30 protein-coding genes are annotated in these 21,778 nt (G+C 51.8%); 26 read left to right on the forward strand and 4 right to left on the reverse strand.

Annotated features, from left to right (window positions below; translation table 11 throughout):
* The first annotated feature begins 64 nt into the window (after positions 1-64).
* From MTCT_RS01545 to MTCT_RS01600, 11 genes are all read left to right on the forward strand, one after another.
* Positions 65-1,216: a glycosyltransferase gene (locus tag MTCT_RS01545; protein WP_231855321.1), complete on the forward strand. Its 1,152-nt coding sequence runs from the start codon at positions 65-67 to the stop codon at positions 1,214-1,216.
* A gap of 102 nt (positions 1,217-1,318) precedes the next feature.
* Positions 1,319-1,597 carry a hypothetical protein gene (locus MTCT_RS09275; protein WP_048175244.1) on the forward strand — a complete coding sequence of 93 codons (279 nt, stop codon included), beginning with the start codon at positions 1,319-1,321 and terminating at the stop codon, positions 1,595-1,597.
* Entirely contained in the window at positions 1,542-1,907 is a 366-nt protein-coding gene (locus tag MTCT_RS01555) for a glycosyltransferase family 39 protein (protein ID WP_158498089.1), read from the forward strand. Before MTCT_RS09275 ends, MTCT_RS01555 begins: the two co-directional genes overlap by 56 nt.
* A gap of 235 nt (positions 1,908-2,142) precedes the next feature.
* Entirely contained in the window at positions 2,143-2,430 is a 288-nt protein-coding gene (locus tag MTCT_RS01565; RefSeq protein WP_048175247.1) for a hypothetical protein, read from the forward strand.
* The gene (locus MTCT_RS01570) at positions 2,427-3,008 is read left to right on the forward strand and encodes a hypothetical protein (RefSeq protein ID WP_048175248.1); all 582 of its coding nucleotides are present in this window, start codon (positions 2,427-2,429) and stop codon (positions 3,006-3,008) included. The genes MTCT_RS01565 and MTCT_RS01570 overlap by 4 nt, the downstream gene beginning before the upstream one ends.
* Before the next feature lie 203 nt (positions 3,009-3,211).
* Positions 3,212-4,153 (forward strand): NAD(P)-dependent oxidoreductase, encoded by a 942-nt coding sequence (locus tag MTCT_RS01575; protein ID WP_048060800.1) that lies wholly within the window; start codon positions 3,212-3,214, stop codon positions 4,151-4,153.
* Between the two features lie 2 nt (positions 4,154-4,155).
* Positions 4,156-5,031, forward strand: coding sequence for a glycosyltransferase family 2 protein (locus MTCT_RS01580; protein WP_010876013.1), 876 nt, complete (start codon positions 4,156-4,158; stop codon positions 5,029-5,031).
* A 32-nt stretch (positions 5,032-5,063) separates the two neighbouring features.
* Positions 5,064-6,056 carry an NAD-dependent epimerase/dehydratase family protein gene (locus tag MTCT_RS01585; RefSeq protein ID WP_048060801.1) on the forward strand — a complete coding sequence of 331 codons (993 nt, stop codon included), beginning with the start codon at positions 5,064-5,066 and terminating at the stop codon, positions 6,054-6,056.
* Positions 6,057-6,084: 28 nt separating this feature from the next.
* Positions 6,085-7,272, forward strand: a complete 1,188-nt coding sequence (locus tag MTCT_RS01590) for a glycosyltransferase (RefSeq protein WP_048175249.1) — start codon at positions 6,085-6,087, stop codon at positions 7,270-7,272.
* A 37-nt stretch (positions 7,273-7,309) separates the two neighbouring features.
* Positions 7,310-7,981 carry a glycosyltransferase family 2 protein gene (locus tag MTCT_RS01595; RefSeq protein WP_231855390.1) on the forward strand — a complete coding sequence of 224 codons (672 nt, stop codon included), beginning with the start codon at positions 7,310-7,312 and terminating at the stop codon, positions 7,979-7,981.
* 49 nt (positions 7,982-8,030) lie between these two features.
* The gene (locus tag MTCT_RS01600) at positions 8,031-9,026 is read left to right on the forward strand and encodes a UPF0104 family protein (RefSeq protein WP_231855322.1); all 996 of its coding nucleotides are present in this window, start codon (positions 8,031-8,033) and stop codon (positions 9,024-9,026) included.
* Between the two features lie 120 nt (positions 9,027-9,146).
* Here the strand turns inward: MTCT_RS01600 and MTCT_RS01605 are convergent, their stop codons facing one another.
* The 4 genes from MTCT_RS01605 to MTCT_RS01620 all read right to left on the reverse strand — a co-directional run bounded on the left by MTCT_RS01605 (position 9,147) and on the right by MTCT_RS01620 (position 14,228).
* The gene (locus tag MTCT_RS01605; RefSeq protein ID WP_048176508.1) at positions 9,147-10,559 is read right to left on the reverse strand and encodes a flippase; all 1,413 of its coding nucleotides are present in this window, start codon (positions 10,557-10,559) and stop codon (positions 9,147-9,149) included.
* 46 nt (positions 10,560-10,605) lie between these two features.
* Positions 10,606-11,559 carry an SDR family oxidoreductase gene (locus MTCT_RS01610; protein ID WP_048175251.1) on the reverse strand — a complete coding sequence of 318 codons (954 nt, stop codon included), beginning with the start codon at positions 11,557-11,559 and terminating at the stop codon, positions 10,606-10,608.
* A 138-nt stretch (positions 11,560-11,697) separates the two neighbouring features.
* Positions 11,698-13,545 (reverse strand): DUF1616 domain-containing protein, encoded by a 1,848-nt coding sequence (locus MTCT_RS01615; protein WP_231855323.1) that lies wholly within the window; start codon positions 13,543-13,545, stop codon positions 11,698-11,700.
* A 326-nt stretch (positions 13,546-13,871) separates the two neighbouring features.
* Positions 13,872-14,228, reverse strand: a complete 357-nt coding sequence (locus tag MTCT_RS01620) for a hypothetical protein (RefSeq protein WP_231855324.1) — start codon at positions 14,226-14,228, stop codon at positions 13,872-13,874.
* A 238-nt stretch (positions 14,229-14,466) separates the two neighbouring features.
* Here MTCT_RS01620 and ehaA point away from each other — a divergent pair, with 238 nt between their 5' ends.
* Genes ehaA through MTCT_RS01700 form a run of 15 tightly spaced genes read left to right on the forward strand, consistent with a single transcriptional unit; the run spans position 14,467 to position 21,775 of the window.
* Positions 14,467-14,760: an energy-converting NiFe hydrogenase A subunit EhaA gene (ehaA, locus tag MTCT_RS01630; protein WP_048175254.1), complete on the forward strand. Its 294-nt coding sequence runs from the start codon at positions 14,467-14,469 to the stop codon at positions 14,758-14,760.
* Positions 14,760-15,263 (forward strand): hypothetical protein, encoded by a 504-nt coding sequence (locus MTCT_RS01635; protein WP_048176509.1) that lies wholly within the window; start codon positions 14,760-14,762, stop codon positions 15,261-15,263. The genes ehaA and MTCT_RS01635 overlap by 1 nt, the downstream gene beginning before the upstream one ends.
* A gap of 12 nt (positions 15,264-15,275) precedes the next feature.
* Positions 15,276-15,527, forward strand: coding sequence for a DUF2109 family protein (locus MTCT_RS01640; RefSeq protein WP_048175255.1), 252 nt, complete (start codon positions 15,276-15,278; stop codon positions 15,525-15,527).
* Between the two features lie 28 nt (positions 15,528-15,555).
* Positions 15,556-15,828, forward strand: coding sequence for a DUF2108 domain-containing protein (locus MTCT_RS01645; RefSeq protein ID WP_048175256.1), 273 nt, complete (start codon positions 15,556-15,558; stop codon positions 15,826-15,828).
* Between the two features lie 44 nt (positions 15,829-15,872).
* A complete protein-coding gene (locus MTCT_RS01650) occupies positions 15,873-16,133 on the forward strand; it encodes an EhaE family protein (protein WP_048175257.1) in 261 nt (86 codons plus the stop codon).
* A 43-nt stretch (positions 16,134-16,176) separates the two neighbouring features.
* Positions 16,177-16,656, forward strand: a complete 480-nt coding sequence (locus tag MTCT_RS01655; RefSeq protein WP_048175258.1) for a DUF2106 family protein — start codon at positions 16,177-16,179, stop codon at positions 16,654-16,656.
* 28 nt (positions 16,657-16,684) lie between these two features.
* Positions 16,685-17,347: an EhaG family protein gene (locus MTCT_RS01660; RefSeq protein WP_048175259.1), complete on the forward strand. Its 663-nt coding sequence runs from the start codon at positions 16,685-16,687 to the stop codon at positions 17,345-17,347.
* Complete coding sequence (locus tag MTCT_RS01665; RefSeq protein WP_048175260.1) at positions 17,347-18,018, forward strand: proton-conducting transporter membrane subunit; 672 nt, start codon at positions 17,347-17,349, stop codon at positions 18,016-18,018. The genes MTCT_RS01660 and MTCT_RS01665 overlap by 1 nt, the downstream gene beginning before the upstream one ends.
* 9 nt (positions 18,019-18,027) lie before the next feature.
* Entirely contained in the window at positions 18,028-18,243 is a 216-nt protein-coding gene (locus tag MTCT_RS01670; RefSeq protein WP_048175261.1) for a hypothetical protein, read from the forward strand.
* Between the two features lie 41 nt (positions 18,244-18,284).
* Entirely contained in the window at positions 18,285-19,148 is an 864-nt protein-coding gene (locus MTCT_RS01675) for a respiratory chain complex I subunit 1 family protein (protein ID WP_048175262.1), read from the forward strand.
* Between the two features lie 55 nt (positions 19,149-19,203).
* Positions 19,204-19,455: a hypothetical protein gene (locus MTCT_RS01680; RefSeq protein ID WP_048175263.1), complete on the forward strand. Its 252-nt coding sequence runs from the start codon at positions 19,204-19,206 to the stop codon at positions 19,453-19,455.
* A 13-nt stretch (positions 19,456-19,468) separates the two neighbouring features.
* Entirely contained in the window at positions 19,469-19,795 is a 327-nt protein-coding gene (locus MTCT_RS01685; protein ID WP_084126319.1) for an energy-converting hydrogenase subunit EhaL family protein, read from the forward strand.
* Between the two features lie 3 nt (positions 19,796-19,798).
* Positions 19,799-20,179 (forward strand): DUF1959 domain-containing protein, encoded by a 381-nt coding sequence (locus tag MTCT_RS01690; protein WP_048175265.1) that lies wholly within the window; start codon positions 19,799-19,801, stop codon positions 20,177-20,179.
* 40 nt (positions 20,180-20,219) lie between these two features.
* Complete coding sequence (locus MTCT_RS01695; RefSeq protein ID WP_048175266.1) at positions 20,220-20,666, forward strand: NADH-quinone oxidoreductase subunit B family protein; 447 nt, start codon at positions 20,220-20,222, stop codon at positions 20,664-20,666.
* Positions 20,663-21,775: a nickel-dependent hydrogenase large subunit gene (locus MTCT_RS01700; protein WP_048175267.1), complete on the forward strand. Its 1,113-nt coding sequence runs from the start codon at positions 20,663-20,665 to the stop codon at positions 21,773-21,775. The genes MTCT_RS01695 and MTCT_RS01700 overlap by 4 nt, the downstream gene beginning before the upstream one ends.
* The last annotated feature ends 3 nt before the right edge of the window (positions 21,776-21,778 follow it).

Here is a 21,778-nt window from a genome sequence, read left to right on the forward strand (position 1 = left end):
ATTTATGTTGCATACTATTTAATTGTAATTGGTAAGCGGGCCCCGGAAAAGGAGGTTTATAAGATTGAGGATACTTCATGTAACACCATACTTCAAACCCTCATGGGAGGCAGGTGGTCCTCCCCGTTCAGTCTATGACCTGGCATCGAGGCAGGTGTCTGCTGGACATGAGGTCACGGTCTACACAACAGATGGGTTCAAGAGGCGACTTGACGTCGAGGTTAACAGGCCCCTCGATGTTGATGGCATAAGGACCTACTATTTCAGGAACCTTTCAATGTACCTGGCAGGGAATATGAACCTCCCGGTACCACTTAAACTCCCCTATGTTGCCTGGAGGGAGATCCGGGAATTTGATGTTGTTCATATCCATGAGCACAGAACCTTCCTTGCAGCCGTTGTAGCCACACTGGCATCACGTGCAGGTGTACCCTACATTGTACAGCCCCACGGCTCCGTCCCGACCATGTCGAGGGCTACCCTCAAGGAAGTATTCGATTTCATTGCAGGTAACCGGATAATGTACGGGGCGTCCCGGATAGTAGCAACATCCACTGTGGAGTCAGGTTTCTACCGGAAGGTTTACCCTAAACTCGACGCTGAGGCCATAGTGAAGGTACCTAACCCGGTCGATATCCCTCACAGACCATCCAGGGGGCTCTTCAGGAAGAAATGGGGTCTTGAAGATGCGCGGATCATACTCTACCTGGGCAGGATCCATGAAAGAAAGGGTCTCGACATACTCCTCAGGGCCTTCAGGGACATGGATGAAGACACAGTTCTGGTCATAACGGGACCTGATGACCACTACCTGGAAAGGCTCATGGGCCTCATAGATGAACTGGGAATCGGTGAAAGGGTTCTCCTGACAGGTCCCCTCTATGAAATGGATAAACTTGAGGCCTATGTGGACGCCGATGTGTTTGTGCTGCCATCGGCATCAAGGTATGAATCCTTCGGGAACTCCGCTGCAGAGGCCATTGCCTGCGGCACCCCGGTTGTCGTAACTTCAAGTTGCGGGATATCTGAGTGGATGGATCCCGGTGATGGCATCATAGCGAGGCCCTCAGCCAGGGACCTGAGGGATGCCATAATCAGGGTCCTGAAGGAACGCGACTCCTTCAATCCATCGGCAGAGAAGTTTGACCTTGAATCAATATCAGAGACATTTGAGGACATTTACCTGGAGGTCACCCATAAGGCTTCCAGACACTGAAACCGGTGGAGCACCTATGCAGAGGTTTATATGGGTCCAGCCAATTAATGATATGCACTGATGGAAGTTGATTGAAGTTATTTGGTGCAAGGGGTATCGATCATGTCATATGATAGAAGGTTCATTTCAGTTGTTGCCATCTTCTCGGTCTTCATGGCCGTTATCCTTGTCCTTATCCAGAGCAGTATAGGGATCTATTACTGGGACATTTTCCTGTATGTTAACAATGCCATGAAAATGGCCCACCTTGGACCCGGCGACGCCCTCTACCTAGCACCATTCTTCCCTGCGGTACTGGCCTTACTTTTCAGAGTCGGGTTCACAGGTGACATTCTTCCCTGCGGTGCTGGCCTTCCTTTTCAGACTAGGATTCGGAGGTGAAATAACTGTATTTGCAGCGGCATTCTATGTTGCAGGTATCATCGGGATGTACCTCCTCCTCCAGCTGAGATTCAGTGAAATGGAGAGCCTTGCAGGGGCCCTGTCATTCGCATCCTTCAGCCTGGTCCTTTCATGGGCAGCCACAGGGGCCCTGGATGTCCCGGCCATCTCCCTCTCTATATGGGCCGTTTACCTTGCACTCATCGCAAGGAGGCGTGACAGCCGATTCTACTACCTTGCATTTCCGGTTGCAATGGCAGCATTTCTCACAAGATATACATCGGGTCTATGCTGCTCCCACTTGCAGTGATAATACTCACTGACCCATCCCTCAGGTTAAAGCTGCCAGACATAGGCAGGGGAATTGGCCTTGGGGTCCTCCTCTACATCCCATTCGGGTACTTTTTTACAGAAACATCGGAACACCCCTACCCTTCACAAAACAGGTTTCATCCACAGTCACCGGTTCAGCCACATCCATAAATCCTGGCTACAGCACAGACAGCCTCTACTACCTCAAGCACCTTCCAGAGTACATCTCAGCAATGCCTTCACAGGATTACCTCAGGGTACTGAACCCCTCACTTTCAGGACAGACACCAATCGCCTTCATAATACTGGCCCTCATATCAGCAGGTTTACTGATTATTATATGGAGGAACAGGGACCTCATATCAACCGATAACCTCAGGGGAAAGATTATATTCATTGTAATATCTGCAGCACTCATATTCACCTTTGGAAGGATATCCTTTGCACTTAGCGAGGTCCTCATATTCCTCTGGGCACTTTCAATCCTCTGGATAAGGGGAACACTGATAACATTGAGATGAACCTTGCGATGGCTGCCTGGGTCCTGGCCTACCTCTACATGCACAGCTTTCACCCTGTAAAGGCTGACAGGTACATCATAACAGTCCTGCCAGCCCTTGCCTATGCCATATCCCTTTCACTGAACAATTTATCTGCTTTGATGAGATCCAGGAGGGCATCGACGGTTCTGTCCATTGCAGTCACCCTTCTGATGGTCTCTTCGGCAATCCATTACACTGCAGGGATGCCCCAGGAATATGGGATAGTTAAGGGTGAGAGGGAGGCGGCCGCCTGGCTCATGAACCATGATCCCTCCTACAGGGACAGGGTCATAGCTGCTGACAGGGGCCCTGCCTTCACATGGTACCTTGGAGACTATGTATTCACAAGGATAATCCACCCACAGCGTAGGGAGTTAAGCCTCAAGTACTTCTATGAAGTGAACCCTGACTACTATATATTCTGGACGGGTAAAACAGAGTTGCCTGAAGGTTACAGGGTCATATATTCAAGGGATGGGGTTCCATTGCCAGGAAGATTCAGTAGATATGCCGGGATCCTTCCCCTCCGGTACAGGATTCAGTGGATGTTGAGGTGATTCTCTCTGGCGAGGGATGGATTCGCTTAACAGATTGAAACTATTTATATGGCGAGTTCAATAACTAGTTTGAGTTAAACTAGGATATACTCTGAATCGTATATTGTGGGAAGGAAATCTTTATTCATTCATATCATGAATAATGTTACCAGGAAAACCCTTATTCTTACAGGAAATCATCCAAAATAGGGAGTGATGCTAATATGGAAACTCAGAGAATACTCGTGACCGGTGGCGCCGGATTCATAGGTACAAACCTTGTCAATGAACTGAGGAACAGGGGCCATGAGGTCCTTGCGGTTGACCTCATGCACACAGAACGCGAGGACTACATGAGGGCCGATGTCAGGGAGTACAGGCAGGTTGAGAGGATCTTTGAGGAAGATAAATTCGACTACGTATACCACCTGGCCGCAGAGTACGGGAGATGGAACGGTGAGGACTACTATGAGAACCTCTGGAAGACCAACGTCATAGGTACAAAGCACATGCTGAGGATGCAGGAGAAGCTTGGCTTCAGGATGATATTCTTCTCCTCAGCAGAGGTCTACGGGGACTACAGTGGTTTGATGAGTGAGGATGTGATGGTCAAAAACCCCATAAGCGACACCTACCAGATGAATGACTACGCCATAACCAAGTGGGCCGGTGAACTCATGTGCATGAACTCTGCAGAGATGTTCGGCACAGAGACTGTCCGTGTGAGGCCGGTGAACTGTTACGGCCCCCATGAGAAGTACTCACCCTACAAGGGCTTCATACCCATATTCATCTACCATGCACTACACAGGAAGCCCTACACCGTCTATAAGGGCCATAAGAGGATAATCGACTACGTGGAGGACTCCGTGAGGACCTTCGCCAATATCGTGGATAACTTCATCCCCGGGGAGGTCTACAATGTCGGCGGGCGAACCGAGTGGGAGCATGACATCAAGGAGTACTCAGACATGGTCCTTGAGGCTGTGGGGATAGATGACTCCATAGTCACCTACAGGGAGTCAGAGCCCTTCACCACAAAGGTGAAGACCATGGACTTCTCAAAGGCCATAAGGGACCTCAAACATGACCCACAGGTACCCCCCGAGGAGGGTATCAGGCGTACAGTCGAGTGGATGAAGTGGTACTACAGGATAGAGGACTGAAAATGAGGATAGTCGCGGTCATCCCTGCCTTCAACGAGGAGGTTGCCATAGGTTCAGTTGTGCTCCTCACAGGGGAACACGTTGATGAGGTTATCGTTGTTGATGATGGGTCGGCTGACAGGACAGCCCACGTGGCTGAGATGGCAGGCGCAAGGGTTATAAGGCACCACAGGAACCTGGGAAAGGGTGCAGCCCTCAAAACAGGGTTTGAGGCTGCAGATGCAGATGTAATAGTCACCCTTGACGCTGATGCACAGCACAACCCTGCAGAGATACCTAAACTCGTGGAGCCCATACTGAGGGGGGAGGCCGACGTTGTGAACGGGAGCCGCTACCTCCATGGAAGGGACGAGAACACCCCAAGGTACCGCAGGGTGGGCCAGAAGATACTTGACAGGGCCACCAACATATCAACGGGCCTGGACATAACCGATACCCAGAGCGGCTTCAGGGCCTTCTCATCAGCCAGCATACCCCACTTCAGGTTCAGGGACCCGGGCTTCGTGGTTGAAAGCGAGATGCTTGCAGACGCCGCCGAGGCCGGCCTCAGGATAGTGGAGGTGGAGGTCGGAGTGAGGTATGATGTGGATGGGTCCACCAGGAACCCCATAAGCCACGGTGTATCGGTGCTCCTTAGGATCATAGGGGACCTTGAACTCAAGCGCCCCCTCTACTACTTCACACTCCCGGGCCTCATAATAGGGATTACAGGGGCAATCCTAAGTTTAATGTTCATAAGGGACTACATAACGGGTTTAAGTGTGAACATGGGTCCCACCATCGTGGCGGTGATGCTCACACTCTTCGGGACCTTCTTCATATTCACAGGCATCATCCTCGACTCCATGAGGAGGATGATCATCCACTATGGAAGGTGACTGCAGAATCTACTGATGGAAGGTGATTGATTATGGATGAATTCAGGGCTTATGATGGTAAATGTGTTCTTGTAACAGGTGGAGCTGGATGCGTTGGAAGCAATCTCACAGGGAACCTTGCAAAGGCAGGGGCCAATGTGATCATACTGGATAATCTCTCATCAAGCTATGAGTGGAACATCCCGGAATATGAGAACATAGAATTCGTTAAGGGCGACATACTCGACGATGAGGTCCTTAAACGGGTATTCAAGGAGAGGCCGGACTACGTCTTCCACCTCGCAGCCCACTTTGCAAACCAGAACAGTGTTGACAACCCGGAGAAGGACCTCCTGGTCAACGGGCTGGGCATACTGAAGGTCCTTGAGTATGCACAGCTTGTGGGTGTTGAGCGCTTCGTTTACTCATCATCAGGGTGCGGTGTCTACGGCCTGGACTCAAAGATACCCTTTGAGGAACACGACATCTCAATATCACTGCACACCCCCTACCAGGTCACCAAGCTCCTCGGTGAACTGTACACCAACTACTTCCACAACCTCTACGAGATGCCCATAGTCAATGCAAGGTTCTTCAACGTCTTCGGCCCGGGTGAGGTGCCAGGGAAGTACCGTAACGTCATCCCCAACTTCTTCTACTGGGCCATGAACCAGCAACCATTACCCATAACCGGGGACGGCTCAGAGACCAGGGACTGGACCTTCGTGGAGGACATAGTCAGGGGGCTCATGGCCATGGGTGTCAGAAGGGAGGCCATAGGCGAGGCCATCAACCTTGGCTCAGGGACCGAGCACCAGGTCATAGAGATGGCGGGTATCATAAACGAGCTCACAGAAAACCCTGCAGGTGTGGTCTACAGGCCGAGGAGGGACTGGGACGCCAAGACAAGGCTCCTGTCATCAATCGATAAGGCCAGAAGACTCCTGGACTACGAGCCACAGGTATCCTTCAGGGAGGGACTTGAGAGGACCCACAGGTGGTTCACAGAGAACTGGGAGCTCATAAGGAAGAGCGCAGAGTTCTAATCAAAAAACCTTCTTTTTCTGATCGCATATGAGGATACTGGTTGTACAGGAATCGGACTGGATAGAAAGGAACCCCCACCAGCAGCACCACCTCTTTGACAGGTTATCTGCGAGGGGTCATGAGGTGAGGGTCATAGACTACCCCATAGACTGGAGGAAGGAGGAGGGGGGAAGCATCCTGAACCCCCGCCGGGTCTACCTGGGGGTCCAGAAGGTCCGGGAGGACGCCGGTGTGGACGTGATAAGACCAGCCCACCTCAGGGTCCCGGTACTGGATTACCTCTCAATACCCTTCACCCATGGGAGGGAGATAAGGAGGCAGATAAGGGAGTTCAGACCAGACCTTGTGGTCGGATTTGGTCTCATAAACTCCTTCATAGCATCAATCGAAGCAGGGAGGCAGGGCATACCCTTCGTATATTACCTCATCGACGTACTCTACACCCTGATACCAGAGAGGGCCTTTCAGGGTCTGGGGAAGCTGCTCATGAGGAAGACCATCGAGAGGTCAGACCTTGTCCTCACCATCAACAGGAAGCTCGACCAGCTGGCAGCTGAACTGGGGGCCAGGAGGACGGAGGTCATAGACGCGGGCATAGACCTTGCAGAATTCGACCCGGACCTTGACGGTTCACGCATAAGGGAGAGGTACGGTGTCGGGGATGATGACATCCTCCTCTTCTTCATGGGATTCCTCTACAACTTCTCCGGTCTCAGGGAACTTGCAGCAGCAATGGCAGAGAGGCGTGGGGAATACCCGAACATCAAGCTTATGGTTGTAGGGGATGGAGACGCATACGAGGACCTTAAAGGGATAAGGGATGATAACAACCTGGACAGCCTCATACTGACAGGGAGACAGCCCTACAGTGAGATACCTGAATTTGTAGCGGCTTCTGACATCTGCATACTCCCCGCCCACATAGACGAGGAGATAATGCAGGACATAGTCCCCATAAAGCTCTACGAGTACCTTGCAATGGCAAAGCCGGTCATAGCCACAAGGCTGCCGGGCATATACATGGAGTTCGGTGAGGGCAACGGCATCCACTACATAGAGAGGCCAGAGGAGACCCTTGACGTTGCAGTGGAACTTGCAGATAGGCTCAGGGAGGAGGGCCAGAGGGGAAGGCGCTTCGTGGAGTCAAATGACTGGGAGACCATCACCGACAGGTTTGAGGAGACCCTCAGAGAACTTGTGGAGCGAGATGAATGAGCATGTGCTTCGCTGGAGGGTGTTTGAGTTGAGGGTAGTGACAGTGATACCGGCATTCAATGAGGAGAGGACAGTTGAATCCGTTGTGAGGGGCGCCCTTGAACATGGTGACGTGATCCTGGTGGATGATGGCAGCACAGACAGGACTGCAGCCCTTGGTGAGGAAGCAGGTGCAAGGGTCATCAGCCACCCCAAAAATCTCGGGAAGGGGGCAGCCCTCAAGACGGGTATAGGGGAGGCCCTTAAGGGAGACTACGACGTCATAGTATTCATGGACGCCGATGGCCAGCACGACCCCTCCCTGATACCTGAACTTGCATCTGCAGTTAACGGCGGTGACTTCATCATAGGGTCGAGGTTCATAAGGAATAACCATGACACCATGCCCCTCCACAGGCAGCTATCGAACAGGATAACCACATGGATACTGAGACTGGCCACAGGGTACCGGATCACAGACAGTCAGAGCGGCTTCAGGGCCATATCAGCCAGGTACGCCCACCTGATACTTGAAATACCCTACGATGACTATGTCTATGAATCAGAGGCAATATGTGAGACCTCAAGGCACAGGCTGAGGATAGCCGAGGTCCCCATCACCTGCACCTATGGTGATGAGAAGTCCTACATCGGTGTCGGGGACGTCCTCCAGTACATCAGGTTCATAGTGAGGCTCTTCATCAGAAGGGTATCCGGCGTCAGGGGCTGATGGGGGAGAGCTGCTTCCCATCACCTTAACACATCAGGAGATGGACTCCATGAAAAGGTTTTATTTCTTTGCACTGAGTATCCTTCTCATCCTGGCCCTCATAATATGGATGGGCCCCTCAAGGATCATCGGGGCAGTCTGCATGGCCAACTGGATGATCATGGCCATTGCACTCCTCATCCACCTCGGGGTTCTGGCTGTGCGGGCCCTCCGCTGGGGTTTCATTATAGGCCAGCCCTGGAGGATGCGGGTCAACTTCATGGTGAAGACCATCGGCCTCTTCGCAGGTAACCTCAGCCCCATGAGGAGTGCTGGCGAGGTTATGAATGCCCTTGCAGGTAAAAAGCTGAATGGTGTTGAACTCTCAGAGGGCCTCTCAGCAGGTTTAACTGAGAGGTTCTTTGATCTCGGGATAGGTGGTGCCCTGCTTCTACTGGCGGCAGTGATGGTCCCCATGATAAGGATAATCGCACTCTTCGGGGCGATTCTATCTGTCCTCATAACCTACCTCATCTACCTTGTTAACTGGAGGGAGGAGAAGGGGTTAAGGATCTACTGGAGGATACACAGGGTCATTGAGAGACTCCCCATCTCCGAGGAGACACTTGAAAACCTCTATGCAAGGTTAACCTCCGGGATAAGGGGCATGATAGGTTACACCAGATCATACTCAAATTTCACCTCCCTTGGAGTCATATTCATCCTCTCACTCCTCTCCTGGCTCATGGAGTGTCTCAGACTCTACCTGGTCTTCATGGCCTTCGGGGTGGAGATCGCCTTCTACGCGGTTATAATAATATTCCTCCTGGCAAACCTTGTGGGTATACTATCTGCCCTGCCCGGTGGTATGGGCTCAATGGAGGTCTCCATGACGGGATTATTTGTAATATTCGGGGTCCCGGACTTCCTGGCCGGGAGCATCGCCCTGGTGGACCGTATAATATCCTTCTGGGTGGTAACAGCACTGGGAGCCATATTCTCGTCCTGCTATGCAGCTGAGATATTTGATGAGGTTAGATCATATATTCTGGATGTGAGGGCCTGATTCTTTGTTTGTGGTTTGTCTGGTGTATGTTCTGGGATGTGAGGGCCTGATTCTTTGTTTGTGGTTTGTCTGGTATATGTTCTGGATGTGAGGTCCTGATTTACTCATCTTTTAGAATTTTTAGCCCCTGATGATTGACCTCAGTATATCCCTGTCCACAGAGTCCAGGGCCCCCGTCAGGAGTATCCCTGCCATATAGGCGCCCAGGGCAAGGGGGACCCTGAAGATTGTACCTGCGGGTATTAGAAGGAGGACGATTGAAACCGAGGCAGGGAGGAGGATCCTCCAGGCGACATGCAGGTCCCTCCATGCCGGACCAAAACCGAGATCCCGCACAGCCCGCAGGAAGAGGATCGTCATGAGGGCCTCCGTCATTACTGTGGCAACACTTGCACCCATAAAGTCAAAGCGGGGGATGAGGATGAGGTTCAGGATCACATTGAAGAGGGCTGCAAGGCCTGTGATCCTGGTGACCGTGATCTGCCTGTTGGCTGACCCCAGGAGGCTGGAGCTTAAGCCATTCACAAACATGAAGGCGGTTGCGGTTATGAGCACCCTGAGGGCCGGGACTGACTCGAGGTACTCTGCAGAGAAAATGAGCTCTATGATGGGTCCTGCAACTGCGAATACCGTGAAGATCAGGGGGACGGCCAGGATTATGAGGTACTTCAGGGACCTCATGTAGGTGAACCGCAGTGAATCCTCACTTTCAACGTGGAACCTGGACATCACAGGGAATACAGCGGTGAGGTAGACACCGTAAAGTGATGTGATGACCGTGAGGAGCCTGTAGGGTGCATTGTAAAGACCCACAGAGACGTCACCCTTCATGAGGGAGAGCATCACGGAGTCTATCCAGAAGTATATCAGAGAGAATACACTCGTTATCCCGAAGGGGATGGCCTCCCTGATCATTCCGCGACTGAAACTTAAACCGGGGGTGAAGAAACGACGGGTGAATATTAAAGTGGAGTATACAAGTGAGAGGGCGGCTGCAATGAGATATGCAATTGCAACATGCACAACACTCCCACCCAGCCAGATAACGGCAAGGACACCCACAAGTATGAAGATGCTGTTGAGGATGTTCCATACTGTCTGGTACTCCATCCTCTGGAAGCCCTGGAATATGCTGTTGAAGAATGAGCTGAAGGAACTCAGAAGCATGTACCCGGCTATGAAAACGATTACTGTAGCTGCAGTCCCACTGTACAGCCCTATGAGGGGGAAGAGGAGTATCAGCACAAATACTATGCATGAGAGGATGATACGGTTACCGAGACCCGCCGCCACAAGCTCCCCGGCCCCTGCGGGGTTCCTTGCAATCTCCCGGGTGATGTAGGTCCCTATACCAAGATCTGCAAGTATACTGAATATGCCGGTAAGGGCAAGTGCAGTTGATAGTATACCGAAACCGGCGGTTCCAAGGTACCTTGCAAGGTAGACGTTCCATACGAAGGCCGCCAGGTTTGTGAAGAGTGTGGCCACCAGGAGGAATACTGTGTTCCTTGCGAGGATTCTTGCATGACTCATCTCAACCACTGATATGAGGATTCCATGATCTACTTTTCTGAACCACTTAACGGTCCTCACAAGTCAAAGATTTGCTGGCTTTTTTGAACCACTCAATGGTCCTCATAAGCCCCTCCTCGAGTCCAACCTCTGGCCTGAAACCTGCTGCAGTGAGACGGGACGTATCAGCAAGGGAGTGCCTCACATCTCCGGGCCTCTCATCAAGGTATTCTGGTTCTGCATCTGATTCAAGGATCCCTGAGATTATATCGAAGAGTCTGTTGACTGTAACGGAACTCCCACCGGCCACGTTGTAGACACCGGATCCACTGGACTCTGCCAGGAAGATGTTGGCCCTCACAACGTCACCAACGTATATGAAGTCCCTGCTCTGCTCTCCGTCACCGTAGATCTGAGGTGACCTGCCGCTGAGGAGGGCGTCGATGAACCTCGGGATAACCGCTGCATACTGTGAATCAGGCCTCTGGCGGGGCCCGTAGACATTGAAATACCTGAGGGATACGGTTTCAAGGCCGTAATCCTCGAAAACCTGACAGTAGTACTCACCTGCCACCTTGGACACTGCGTAGGGTGATAGGGGCATTGGTCTGGCGTCCTCCCTCAGGGGCATCTCCAGGTTGTTCCCATAGACAGCGGAGGTTGATGCGTTCACAACCTTCCGTACACCCGCCCTCCAGGAGGCCATCAGCACCCTGAGGGTCCCTGTGGCATTGACACGGTGACACCTGAGGGGGTCCCTCACACTCTCAGGAACGCTGGCCAGGGCTGCCTGGTGGAAGACGTAGTCCTTGCCCTGAAATACCGGCTCAAGGTCCAGGTCATTTATGCTCCCCTTAATTATCTCCAGGTCCTCATGGTGGGGGTCCCTCAGGTTATCAGGGCTCCCGGTTGAGACGTCATCGATTACGGTGACACGGTTTCCCATCTCAAGGAGTTTATCTGTGAGGTGTGAACCTATAAATCCAAGTCCTCCGGTTACAGCTACATCCATATCTCTCATATTAATCCCTGTCCGGCTATGAAGTTTGATATCAGTACGTGTTTTATCAGCATGGCTTATTGTATGATCTCATGATCTAGATGATTCAGTTTGTGCCTACAGGATCACTATCCAGTTAATCCTTGATGGCGGATCACATCATGTGAAGTTTATGAAGAGATGGAGGGACCTGTAGGGCTTTTCTGTATCAGGTAACCTGTAGAGAAGGAATTCAAGTTTCTGATCCTCTCCCGCCTCTGTTACTGTGAAATTCACCCTCTTCTCCCACCTCTCACCGTTACCCAGTTTTATGGTTTCATTCCTTAAAATATCTCCGCCGATCCTGACAACCATCCGGTAGGTTTCGTTCCGGTACTCCCTGTTCACCACACCAACAATTACCTCAACACTCTCCCCGGCGGTAACGTTCTCAGGGTAACCGTAGGCCTTACCACCAGGGCCCAGTATGTAGAACTCGGTGAACCGCTCAGACGGTGCCGGGTTGAGGGTTATGTAGACAGTGACTGCAATGAGGGCCACTAGTACAGCCGAGAGGATGAGGGATACCTTGCCATCCCTTGAGAGACTTCGGGGTGATGGTATACGCCTCAAATCAACTGAGTATGCAAGGCCCCTGGCCCTGTAACGCCTTATAAAGGCTGCGGGTGTCATTATCAGGCTTACTGCAGATATGCTCCTTGCAAGAAGCGGCTTGAATGTAACATGACCACCCATCAGGAGTGCTATCACAGATGATATGATTATGCTTATTGAGAACCCCAGGAAGAGCCTCTCAGGGACGCTGATCTGGTATCTGAGGGGTGCTATGGCTGAGGTTAAAATGTAGCCAGGTATAAGGAGCACCTGGAGGTAGAAGAGGGCTTCCACAACCCCCCGCGGAGATGAATTGATTGCAGTGATGGTAAAGATACTCAGGAGCACCATAACCAGAAGGTCACTGAAACCTGCCATGTTTCTCCCGGCTTCCTTTTCTTCCCAGAACTCATCCCCTGGGAATGCCCTCCTGAGCTCACCATCAAGGTCCCTCTCTTTAACCATCCTGAGGGCCTTCTTCCTTATCCCTGAGGGGTCAACTGCCCTGAGGTCCCTTTCATTTATCTCAGGGACCTCCACTACCAGATCATCCTCGATGAGCCCGTACCTTTCCAGGACGTCCCTCTCTGACATCTGCAGTGACTCTATCTCCCCTATCCTCTGCCGGGTCCTCCTGATGTAGGCCACAAGGGCTGATAGTATACCTGCTGTACCAAGGACCACCATCCCATACCTGCCTGCGGTGCCAGCCATCAGTGTGAGTATGGGTGCAAACGCCATGGTTAACGCGGCCCTCCTGGACCTGCCATAGCCCTGTAATCTAAGTAGAATGGCGGCTGCAAGGTTATAGGATGAGGCGGCTATAAGTACTATGATAAGCACAAACCTTACCTGGTTCACGTGGATGAGTGCTATAAGGAGGGGTGTGGCACCAGAAAGGATGGCTGAAATCAGGATGTCCCTTAATGGTGCATGTTCTCCCCCATGGGTTTCCTCTGAATCCCCCTTTCTTTCAGAGGAGTCAGCCTGGCTTTCCACTTGATGGTCTCTTTTTGCGAGTTCTCTGGCGGTTTTAATATGGGTGCTTTTCGCTGGATGATCCCTTCCCTCAGGTTCACTGGTGTTCATTCTGGCACTTCCAGGATCAGCATCCTTTTCGGGGCGTTTAAGGAGCAGGATGATGGGTATGAGTACAGCGGGGAGGGCGTAGAGGACCCTTGAATGCCGCAGGGGTGTGTAGTTAAGGATTAATGCGTTGAAGGTGAGTATGAGCAGGCCAGGTATGGGTGTAATGATGGTGTCCCCCAGACAGGTCAGTCTTAGGAAACTGTACCCTGTTACCAGCACACAGAGGATGAGCCCTGCCACCCTCAGGTGGAACTGGGGTGCTGCTATCAGAAGAGCTGAGACTATACCTGTTATGAGGAGTAGGATTTTTGCTTTGAACTTCACATGGGATTCTCCTGTCACTGCAATTGATTAAGTAGATTATTATCAATTCTGGACTGATAAATATTTACCATCAATGTCTCTCTGACTGGAACATAATAAAATTGGAATAGATGAGGTTCTGGTGGATATATCGGGTCTGAACACTTCTGGCATGGAATTTAGACAGAATCAGGTACCGGGTGATCTTATGGCTATATGGTAGACCTTCACCCTGTATTCACCGGGTTCTGTGAATGGTGGCACTCTGAGACTGAGATCAACGGGTACCACCGCATCGATCTCCCGTTCCGCTGCCCAGTTCTTTCTTACTGGTGTGTAGGTTGTTGTTAGTGGTGTTTCGGGGAGTCCGATGCCGTAGTTGGCGTATTTGAGGTTTTGTATGGGTATGGTTTCTGGGCCCTGGAGGTCTCCTTCAGCCCTTTGTAGAGGTCGATGGGTACGTTGGATAGGTCCTTTATCTGGAGTCCCTGGGGTCCTCCTGGCCAGTGGTATTCTTTTCCTGGTTCCACTGTGGCTGTGAGTGTGAAGGAGTTCCCTGCTTCTCTTCCCTGCCATAGGACCATTATCTCAACACTCTCGGGTACCGTGACTTTAACCTCCTGCACAGCCGTGGCACCTGCTGCAGGGCTTATAATTAAAAACAGGATAAGTGCAGGAATCATGAATTTTATAGGGATGCCCATAACTATCCACCCCCGCAGGGTCTCTGAGGGGTTCTATGGCTTCACATACACTTACAGGTTTTAGTGAAATTAATCACAAAAATGGCTATCTGAACATGGAATATTTATTACTAAATTTTTTGTTGGAGAACCCTGAGGATTTTAGTAAAAAACCCTTGAATTGTATTAAAAAGGCTCTTTTAGGTCTAACTCAGTTTTTTAAAAAGATTTATATATGTTGGATTATCATTCTTTTATCATGATTATTCATGTTACATATCTTTCAGGTTACCTAGCAGCCATTATTTCATCGATAATCCTTTCAGCGATACTGGGACTTCCCCTGACACCTGAAAGGCCGGCCAGGCACTCCTGGACGCCGTCAGCCATCTTCCCGACACCCGTAATTGCACTGGGCCTCACAGCCATATCCATAAAACTGGGTGTCACAGGCCTCTACGGGGCTGACCTCGGAGCCGTGGCAGGGGTCCTATCAGCAATAATGACTGCATACTTCCTTGAGGATATATTCCCCAGACCGGAGGACTCATGATGAATGAACTGGTTGGAGTTACAGCCGCAGCAGCCATATCCTGGCTGAACTTCGTTGTGATAGACACATGGATGGGTCTCCCAGAGAAGCCGGGTGTGCGGGGGGCCGACTACATTGGAAGGGACATAGAGAAAAGGGGAGGCGACCTTGCGGGTGGCTTCTTCCAGGGAAACATTGTATGCTCACCTGACGCATCAGCCGGCACCCTCCTCGGCGCCATTGGATGCTACCTCATGGGCGTGCCTGAGGGAGGCCTCGTGGCCGCCCTCCTGGTGTTCATAGGGAACCGGCTATGCGCCGACCCCGGGTATGCCGGGACACTTGGGGCCCTCTCCATAACAGTCATAATAGGGCTGGCATCCCTCGCCGGGATGGAGCCAGGTCACTTCGTCGCCGGGATGGTCATTGCAATAACCACCATACAGGGTGTGAGCCACTCAAGATCATCAAGGCTCCTTGGCGCCATAGCCAGGAGGATGGACAGGTACACTGAAATCAAATAGAAGGTGTTAATCATGCTGATCCAGATAACAGGGATAATAGTGGTGCTCATGGCCTTGAGGACCCTCCTTGCCCAGGACAGGGCTGAGAGGCTCCTGTACCTCAATGCCCTGAGCTTCGGAATATCTGCAATGATAGCCCTATACGTTGGAACCGCCTTTGGCGCTGTCCTTGCAGCGGTCTACTTCATCGCATCAACCGTAACATCCAATGCAATCGCCCACACCCTTGACCGTGTTGGAGAGGAAATAGTTATCGAGGATTAGGAATATAGATGATAACTGGTGAATGTTTATGAATCCGCTGGATCTCCTTAACATTACAAACGTTGGCGTCTCTGTCATATTCACTGGAGCCGCAGGCATCATACTCCTCTCAAAGCCCCTTGATAAGATAATAATGTTTTCACTCCTCCAGGGGGGCTTTGTGATGGTCCTTGCAGCTGCAAGGTACCTTGACGTTGCCATGGCAGCGGCCCTCTTTGACCCGATATCAACAATAATACTGCTGATGGCCGTTATGAGGATAAATGACATAAGGACTTCGAGGGGTGAGGAAGTTGTCTGAGGCTTCCATGTTCTCATTCAGGATGATTTGCGGGGGTGAGGAACTTGCTTGAGACCCAGATCTGGTTCTATGCAGGGGCAGCCCTTGTGGTGATAGGTTCACTTGCAACCGTGGCAGGTCCTGGTGTGAGGGACCCCATTGTGAGGATCCTCAACACCGAGATACCTGCGGTTGGTGTTTCACTCATATTCCTCACCTACAACCACACCCTCGCCCTCCTGACCTTCATAGCGGCAACAACCATAATGACACTGGTGCTCCTCAGGGCAGTTATAAGGCTTGAGGAGATGGGGGTGGAGGTATGAGCCTTGGAAGGATCCTCAATGACCTGGAGATGGGGGTGGAGGTATGAGCCTTGGAAGGATCCTCAATGAACTTGCAAACCCGAAGAGGATACCCAGGCTCTTCGCCTTCTCACTTGGTCTGATACTGCTCGTCGGGTTCCTTGTGCCCATGGCGCTGAACCCTGACCAGCTCTACCCGAGGCCAATGCCCCAGGAGCAGATAAACAGCAAGGACCCCCTGGCACCCTATGACCGCGGGGGAGTACCCCTGGAGAAGCCAGGTAATGTGAAGTCACAGTACCCCCACTTTGAGGTTAACCTGGGTAAGATAACAGCCTACCTCTCACCCCTGGCCATAGCTGTTAAGGGCCTCACCTTCTACTTCGGTACATCCATATACTCATCCCCGGGTGGGCTGATAGATGAGATACTCTACTACACCAGGGGCCTTGACACGGTCCTTGAGTCAAGCATACTCATGATGGCCTTCACCATCGCCTCATGGGTGGCCCTTAACTTCACTATGAGGAGGCGCAGATCATGATCTCAGAGAAGCAGATGGAGGCACATTTATGATGGTCCCGGAATTCACCCTTTCACTCTTCCAGCCCGCCATCTACACGGGCCTCATAGCAGGATTCATAGCGCTGCTCGGCATATCCTTCCAGAAGAAGGACCTGAGCGCACTGATAATCACGGATATAGTTGGAATAGCAATGCTCGTAATCGTTGCAGCCGTTGGAACCGACCTTGCAGAGGCCCTCATACTCCCGGGTCTCGTGGTCGAACTGGCTGAGATAATGGCCATATCAGAGATACTCATATCAAGGGAGATGAGGATACTTGGTGAGGTGCCGGTGGTTGAACACAGACCCATGGAACTTGAGGTCTTCAGGACCGCACCGAACTTCATGGCCCTTATCCTGATCGCCTACGGTGTATTCCTGACAGGATTCACAGGGGGCGCAGTTGCAGGGGCAGGGATACTCTTCTACATTGCTACAAGGAGGGCCAGGGGCCTTCCAGCAGTGGAGTGGGATGGAATCGCAGGTATATCCGGTGTAACATGGTGCCTCTGGCTTGCAGGTTTCCTGATATTCTTCACAGCGCCACAGCTCTGGCTCCCGGCACTATTCATGTCAGGATGCGGCATACTAATAAAGGTCGCCAGCAAGATGGGCCTCATCGGGGTCCTTGCAAGGGAGGAGATCAGGGAAGCAGGGGGTGAAGAGTGATGGATATAGCGTCCCTGGGAGGTGAACTCCTCGGCCAGATACCCTTCGGTGACATCGTACTCTACATGACACCCTTCAACCTCTTCATGTTCGCATCAGTACTCATATTCACCCTCCTCATAGCCATAAGCAGGACAGAGACCCAGGTTGAAACCGAGTTCGGGACACTGGGCAACAGGCGCGTGGAGGTCGACACAGCCGAGTTCAGGATCAGGCGGTTCCTTGCAGTTGTCTGTGGACTTGCAACTGCCGGTGCGATGGTGACAGGTGACCTCTTCAACTTCACCCTCTTCGTGGCACTCATAGGTATCGTGAACATAGGTATAGTCTCGGCTGTGAGGCAGGTGGAGGTCCTTGACGCCGCCTTCCAGTATGGACTGATAGCCATGATGGCCTCACTGCCACTCTTCGGCGGCGCTGCCCTGGTGCTGGGATCATCAGGTACACTGAGCCTCCTTGAACTATCAGGGATGGCCGGGAACCCGATGATAGTCTTCGCATCCATCCTCCTCCTCATGGGAGTTGTCGGGGAGACGGGTGTCGCACCCTTCTATGCGACCAAGGCCGAGATGTTCCGCACACCCGGTTCACCCTTCATACTCATAATACACCTCAGCTCCCTCCTGGTGATTGTGAGGGCCATAGAGGTTTTGCTGATAGTTTCACTGTAGGTGAGATCAATGAACAGGCTCAGATTGGGAAGTTTAACTGCACTCATACTTTCAGCTGCAGGGATAATCTACGCCCTGATATTCAACCCACCATCATGGGTTGTATACGGTGTGGCCATATTCCTGATACCCGTCTTCATACTCTCCCTGGGCATACTCTCCATGGCCAGTCCAGAGGAGGAAGAGGCAGAGGACAGGGTCGATGAACCATTCATAGGGTACTGAATTTATGATAATGGAATCATTCCGGTGTTAATGGTGATGAGATGAATCTGATGGGAAACATCATAGTGAATGTTCTTATAGCATTTCTCATAGGAAGCCTCCTTCTGGGCTTCCAGAGGAAGGTCATGGCAAGGATACAGAGAAGGCCGGGGCCCCCTGTGATACAGCACCTCCTCCACACCCTGAAGTTCTACATAAAGGAGTCCTCCTTCCCGAGGACAGCTGCCATGCCATTCTACATTGCAATAGCAGCGACACTCTGCGGTATATGGATAAGTGCGGTTATCGTCGGACCGGTGCTTGAGGGGTCCCTGCTGCTGTTCTTCGGGATCTACGCCCTCCACAAGATAGTTGAACACAATGCAGGGTCATCATCAGGGTCACCCTACGGTAAGCTCAGCTGCGTCCGTGCGGTGTTCTCAGCTGCAGCCGAAATGCCGCTCTTCGCTGTCCTTGCAATCATATACCTCCAGACAAGGACAATGATAATATCAGACATCATAGGTTACCAGAGCATCCACGGGCCCCTGCTGCTGAAGCTGCCCCTTGCAGCCATGATGTTCTTCGTCCTCATCCTCTCAAAGGCACCCTACTCACCCTTCTCCATCACCAAGGGGAAGGACATAATATCAGGGTATGAGACAGAGCACTTCGGGGTCCTCAGGGGTTACCTGATGATCTCGGAGTCCATAGCATGGTACATGCTGCTCTGGATATTCCTAACAGTCTTCATCGGCGGTCTGAGTCTGCCGCTCTACATACTCGGGATGGTGATAATCACAACCATAACGGCCTTCATAAATGCGACAACACCCATGCTGAACCCGAACCACTCGGTGGCCATACAGGTCATCCTGGCCTTCGTGGGTATAGCAGGTTCGATAGTCCTCATGCTTGTAATGTAGGAGACATGATGTGGAATGGAAATGTAAGGGATTTAATCAGAAGAGAGGGGATTTAATGGAAAGGGATCTTACCTTACTCACGGCACTGGTTGCAGGGGGCGTTATAGTTGTGAGCCTCCTTGCAGCCATCATGCAGAGAATGTCCTTGGCTGTTATAACCATCCTCGGAGTCCTGTTCACGGTCCTGCTGCTCATGGCTGGCCGTGAAGGGTTCTCCAGGTTCTCAGAGGACCTCGAGAGGGCATCATTCTTCCTGGTCCTTGCAATGTTTATAGTTTCATTCATAATACTTTACAGACCATTATAAGTGGAGTTTGCTGGTGATAATCTTGTATGAAATATACCTGGTATACACGGTTTCCTTTATCGCAGGATCAATCATAGGCCTGCTTCTCAGTTACAGGAAGTACAGGGAGCCCTTCGTTGATAAGAAAATTGATCCCCTGGCCCTTGTGGTTGCAGTGGCAGGCTGGACCGTCCTTGTGAATGCAGGGCTTCTGCCCCTCACAGATCTCATGAGGACGGCCGGGCTCTTCATGGTGGCCCTGGTTGCAGGGATGAGGCCAGGCTACGGTAGATACGAGACCCTCACCGGGGCTCTCCTGGGACTCCTGATCTGGCTGATTTCAGGGACTCTGGGGTGGTAATGGATGGATGAAGGAGAACTAATGAGGCTGATGAAGAGGAGGATACTTGAGAGTTACCGCTGGCAGGAGGATGTTGTAAAGCCACTATCCAGGGAACTTGAAATTGACGTTGAGGAATTCCAGGACATACTCATGGACAGACTCGACATGTCGAGTCTCGAGGCCCTGCACCCCAGGTTCGAGTCGGCAAGGCCGAGGTGCATCAGGGAGAGGCTCCACAGTGACCTCCAGCTCTGCTGGCTCGTTGATGTCATGGAGATCATAGGTGTGGATGATGCCGAGGCCCTCAAGGATGAGATCACAGAGCTGGTCCTGGCAGGGATGGAGTACTCCGAGGCCCTCAGTGAGGGCAGGAGGAGGCTCCATGAGATACTGAGATCATGATGAACTTCAATCAATAAAGAGCAAATGTTGAGGTAAAGAAATGTTGGATGCCCTTAAAAGTATTCTGAGGAAAACGTCAATCCATGTATGCCTTGTAAATACAGGGGGGTGCAACGGCTGCGATATAGAGGTCCTCGCACTCCTCTCACCAAGATATGACCTTGAACAGTACGGTATATACGTCCACCAGAACCCCAGGGAGGCCGATGTCATACTTGTAACCGGTGCAGTTACAGAGCAGTGGAGGGAGAAACTCCAGAGGATCTACCGCAAGGCACCTGAGCCAAAGATAGTCGTGGCCCTGGGTAACTGTCCAATATCCGGTGACGTATTCAACCAGGAGGGTGGAAGCGTCTATGCACCGGTCTCCGAATTCATACCGGTGGATGCAGAGGTACCCGGATGCCCGCCCAGGCCATCAGAGATACTTGAGGCGATACTGTCGGTGGCGCCCGGGGCCATAGCAGAGAGGGGGAAGAAGAGATGATACTGCCACTTGGACCCATGCACCCGGGATACAAGGAGCCCATAAGGCTCAAGGTGAAGACCCGGGGCGAAAAGGTTCTCAAAGCCGAAATAGAATACGGATACGTTCACAGGGGAATAGAGAGGGTTATGAGGAACAAGACCTGGCAGAAGGCCATCTACCTCTCTGAACGCGTCTGCGGGATATGCTCCTACATACACACACAGACCTTTGCAGAGGCCTTTGAGGCCATATCAGAGGCCGAGGCACCGCCAAGGGCACAGTTCCTACGCGCATTAACAAACGAGCTTGACAGGATACAGAGTCACCTCATCGCAAATTCAACCTACTTCAAGGCCCTGGACCATGAGACCATGTTCATGTACATGCTGGCCCTCAGGGAGCCTGTAATGGACGCCATCGAGCTCCTGACAGGTAACAGGGTCAACATGGGCTGGAACGTGGTGGGTGGTGTGAGGATGGACGCCTCAGAGAGCCACCTGTCAAGGATAAGGGAGATCATAGTTGACCTTGAAAGAGAATTCGACCGCTACGTTGAGATGTTCGAACACGGCCCACTCATAGGCCTCAGGTCAAGGGAGGTAGGTTACATGAGCCAGGAGGAGGCAGAGAAGGCAAGGGCCGTTGGACCCACAGGGAGAGCCTCAGGTATAAGGTATGACTTCAGGGAGGACCACCCCACCTACAGGGACCACCTGGACTTCAGGACCATCTGGAGGGATGATGGCGACAACTTTGCAAGGGTCATGAACCGTTTCGACGAGATCAGGGTCTCAATTGACCTCATAAAGCAGGTCATAGATAACATGCCAGGGGGACCCGTCAGGACGAAGGTTGACGTGAAGGCCGGTTACGGTGAGTGGAGAAACGAGGCCCCCCGGGGAGAGGTGGCCTACATGATTGAAACCAACGGTAACCTCATAAAGAACATATCCATAAGGACCCCCAGCATAATGAACATTGACGCCTGCGCAAAGTACATGTTGAGGGACGTTGCAACCGTTGCAGACGCCGTTGCAACATATGCAAGCGCTGATCCATGCATAGCATGCGCAGAGAGGGTCATGGTTGTTGATGAAGAGAGCGGGGAGAGGGAGATACTCCTCTAATAA

Origin of the sequence: Methanothermobacter sp. CaT2, from assembly GCF_000828575.1 — an archaeon.
GTDB lineage: Archaea > Methanobacteriota > Methanobacteria > Methanobacteriales > Methanothermobacteraceae > Methanothermobacter.

What these genes read in the sequence shown, in the direction of transcription:
- MTCT_RS09275 (WP_048175244.1), top strand. Translation starts at nt 1,319, where the DNA reads ATGTCATATGATAGAAGGTTCATTTCAGTTGTTGCCATCTTCTCGGTC.
- MTCT_RS01565 (WP_048175247.1), top strand. Translation starts at nt 2,143, where the DNA reads ATGCCTTCACAGGATTACCTCAGGGTACTGAACCCCTCACTTTCAGGA.
- MTCT_RS01570 (WP_048175248.1), top strand. Translation starts at nt 2,427, where the DNA reads ATGAACCTTGCGATGGCTGCCTGGGTCCTGGCCTACCTCTACATGCAC.
- MTCT_RS01575 (WP_048060800.1), top strand. Translation starts at nt 3,212, where the DNA reads ATGGAAACTCAGAGAATACTCGTGACCGGTGGCGCCGGATTCATAGGT.
- MTCT_RS01580 (WP_010876013.1), top strand. Translation starts at nt 4,156, where the DNA reads ATGAGGATAGTCGCGGTCATCCCTGCCTTCAACGAGGAGGTTGCCATA.
- MTCT_RS01585 (WP_048060801.1), top strand. Translation starts at nt 5,064, where the DNA reads ATGGATGAATTCAGGGCTTATGATGGTAAATGTGTTCTTGTAACAGGT.
- MTCT_RS01590 (WP_048175249.1), top strand. Translation starts at nt 6,085, where the DNA reads ATGAGGATACTGGTTGTACAGGAATCGGACTGGATAGAAAGGAACCCC.
- MTCT_RS01600 (WP_231855322.1), top strand. Translation starts at nt 8,031, where the DNA reads ATGAAAAGGTTTTATTTCTTTGCACTGAGTATCCTTCTCATCCTGGCC.
- MTCT_RS01605 (WP_048176508.1), bottom strand. Translation starts at nt 10,559, where the DNA reads ATGAGTCATGCAAGAATCCTCGCAAGGAACACAGTATTCCTCCTGGTG.
- MTCT_RS01610 (WP_048175251.1), bottom strand. Translation starts at nt 11,559, where the DNA reads ATGAGAGATATGGATGTAGCTGTAACCGGAGGACTTGGATTTATAGGT.
- MTCT_RS01620 (WP_231855324.1), bottom strand. Translation starts at nt 14,228, where the DNA reads ATGGGCATCCCTATAAAATTCATGATTCCTGCACTTATCCTGTTTTTA.
- ehaA (WP_048175254.1), top strand. Translation starts at nt 14,467, where the DNA reads ATGATTATTCATGTTACATATCTTTCAGGTTACCTAGCAGCCATTATT.
- MTCT_RS01635 (WP_048176509.1), top strand. Translation starts at nt 14,760, where the DNA reads ATGAATGAACTGGTTGGAGTTACAGCCGCAGCAGCCATATCCTGGCTG.
- MTCT_RS01640 (WP_048175255.1), top strand. Translation starts at nt 15,276, where the DNA reads ATGCTGATCCAGATAACAGGGATAATAGTGGTGCTCATGGCCTTGAGG.
- MTCT_RS01645 (WP_048175256.1), top strand. Translation starts at nt 15,556, where the DNA reads ATGAATCCGCTGGATCTCCTTAACATTACAAACGTTGGCGTCTCTGTC.
- MTCT_RS01655 (WP_048175258.1), top strand. Translation starts at nt 16,177, where the DNA reads ATGAGCCTTGGAAGGATCCTCAATGAACTTGCAAACCCGAAGAGGATA.
- MTCT_RS01660 (WP_048175259.1), top strand. Translation starts at nt 16,685, where the DNA reads ATGATGGTCCCGGAATTCACCCTTTCACTCTTCCAGCCCGCCATCTAC.
- MTCT_RS01665 (WP_048175260.1), top strand. Translation starts at nt 17,347, where the DNA reads ATGGATATAGCGTCCCTGGGAGGTGAACTCCTCGGCCAGATACCCTTC.
- MTCT_RS01670 (WP_048175261.1), top strand. Translation starts at nt 18,028, where the DNA reads ATGAACAGGCTCAGATTGGGAAGTTTAACTGCACTCATACTTTCAGCT.
- MTCT_RS01675 (WP_048175262.1), top strand. Translation starts at nt 18,285, where the DNA reads ATGAATCTGATGGGAAACATCATAGTGAATGTTCTTATAGCATTTCTC.
- MTCT_RS01680 (WP_048175263.1), top strand. Translation starts at nt 19,204, where the DNA reads ATGGAAAGGGATCTTACCTTACTCACGGCACTGGTTGCAGGGGGCGTT.
- MTCT_RS01690 (WP_048175265.1), top strand. Translation starts at nt 19,799, where the DNA reads ATGGATGAAGGAGAACTAATGAGGCTGATGAAGAGGAGGATACTTGAG.
- MTCT_RS01695 (WP_048175266.1), top strand. Translation starts at nt 20,220, where the DNA reads ATGTTGGATGCCCTTAAAAGTATTCTGAGGAAAACGTCAATCCATGTA.
- MTCT_RS01700 (WP_048175267.1), top strand. Translation starts at nt 20,663, where the DNA reads ATGATACTGCCACTTGGACCCATGCACCCGGGATACAAGGAGCCCATA.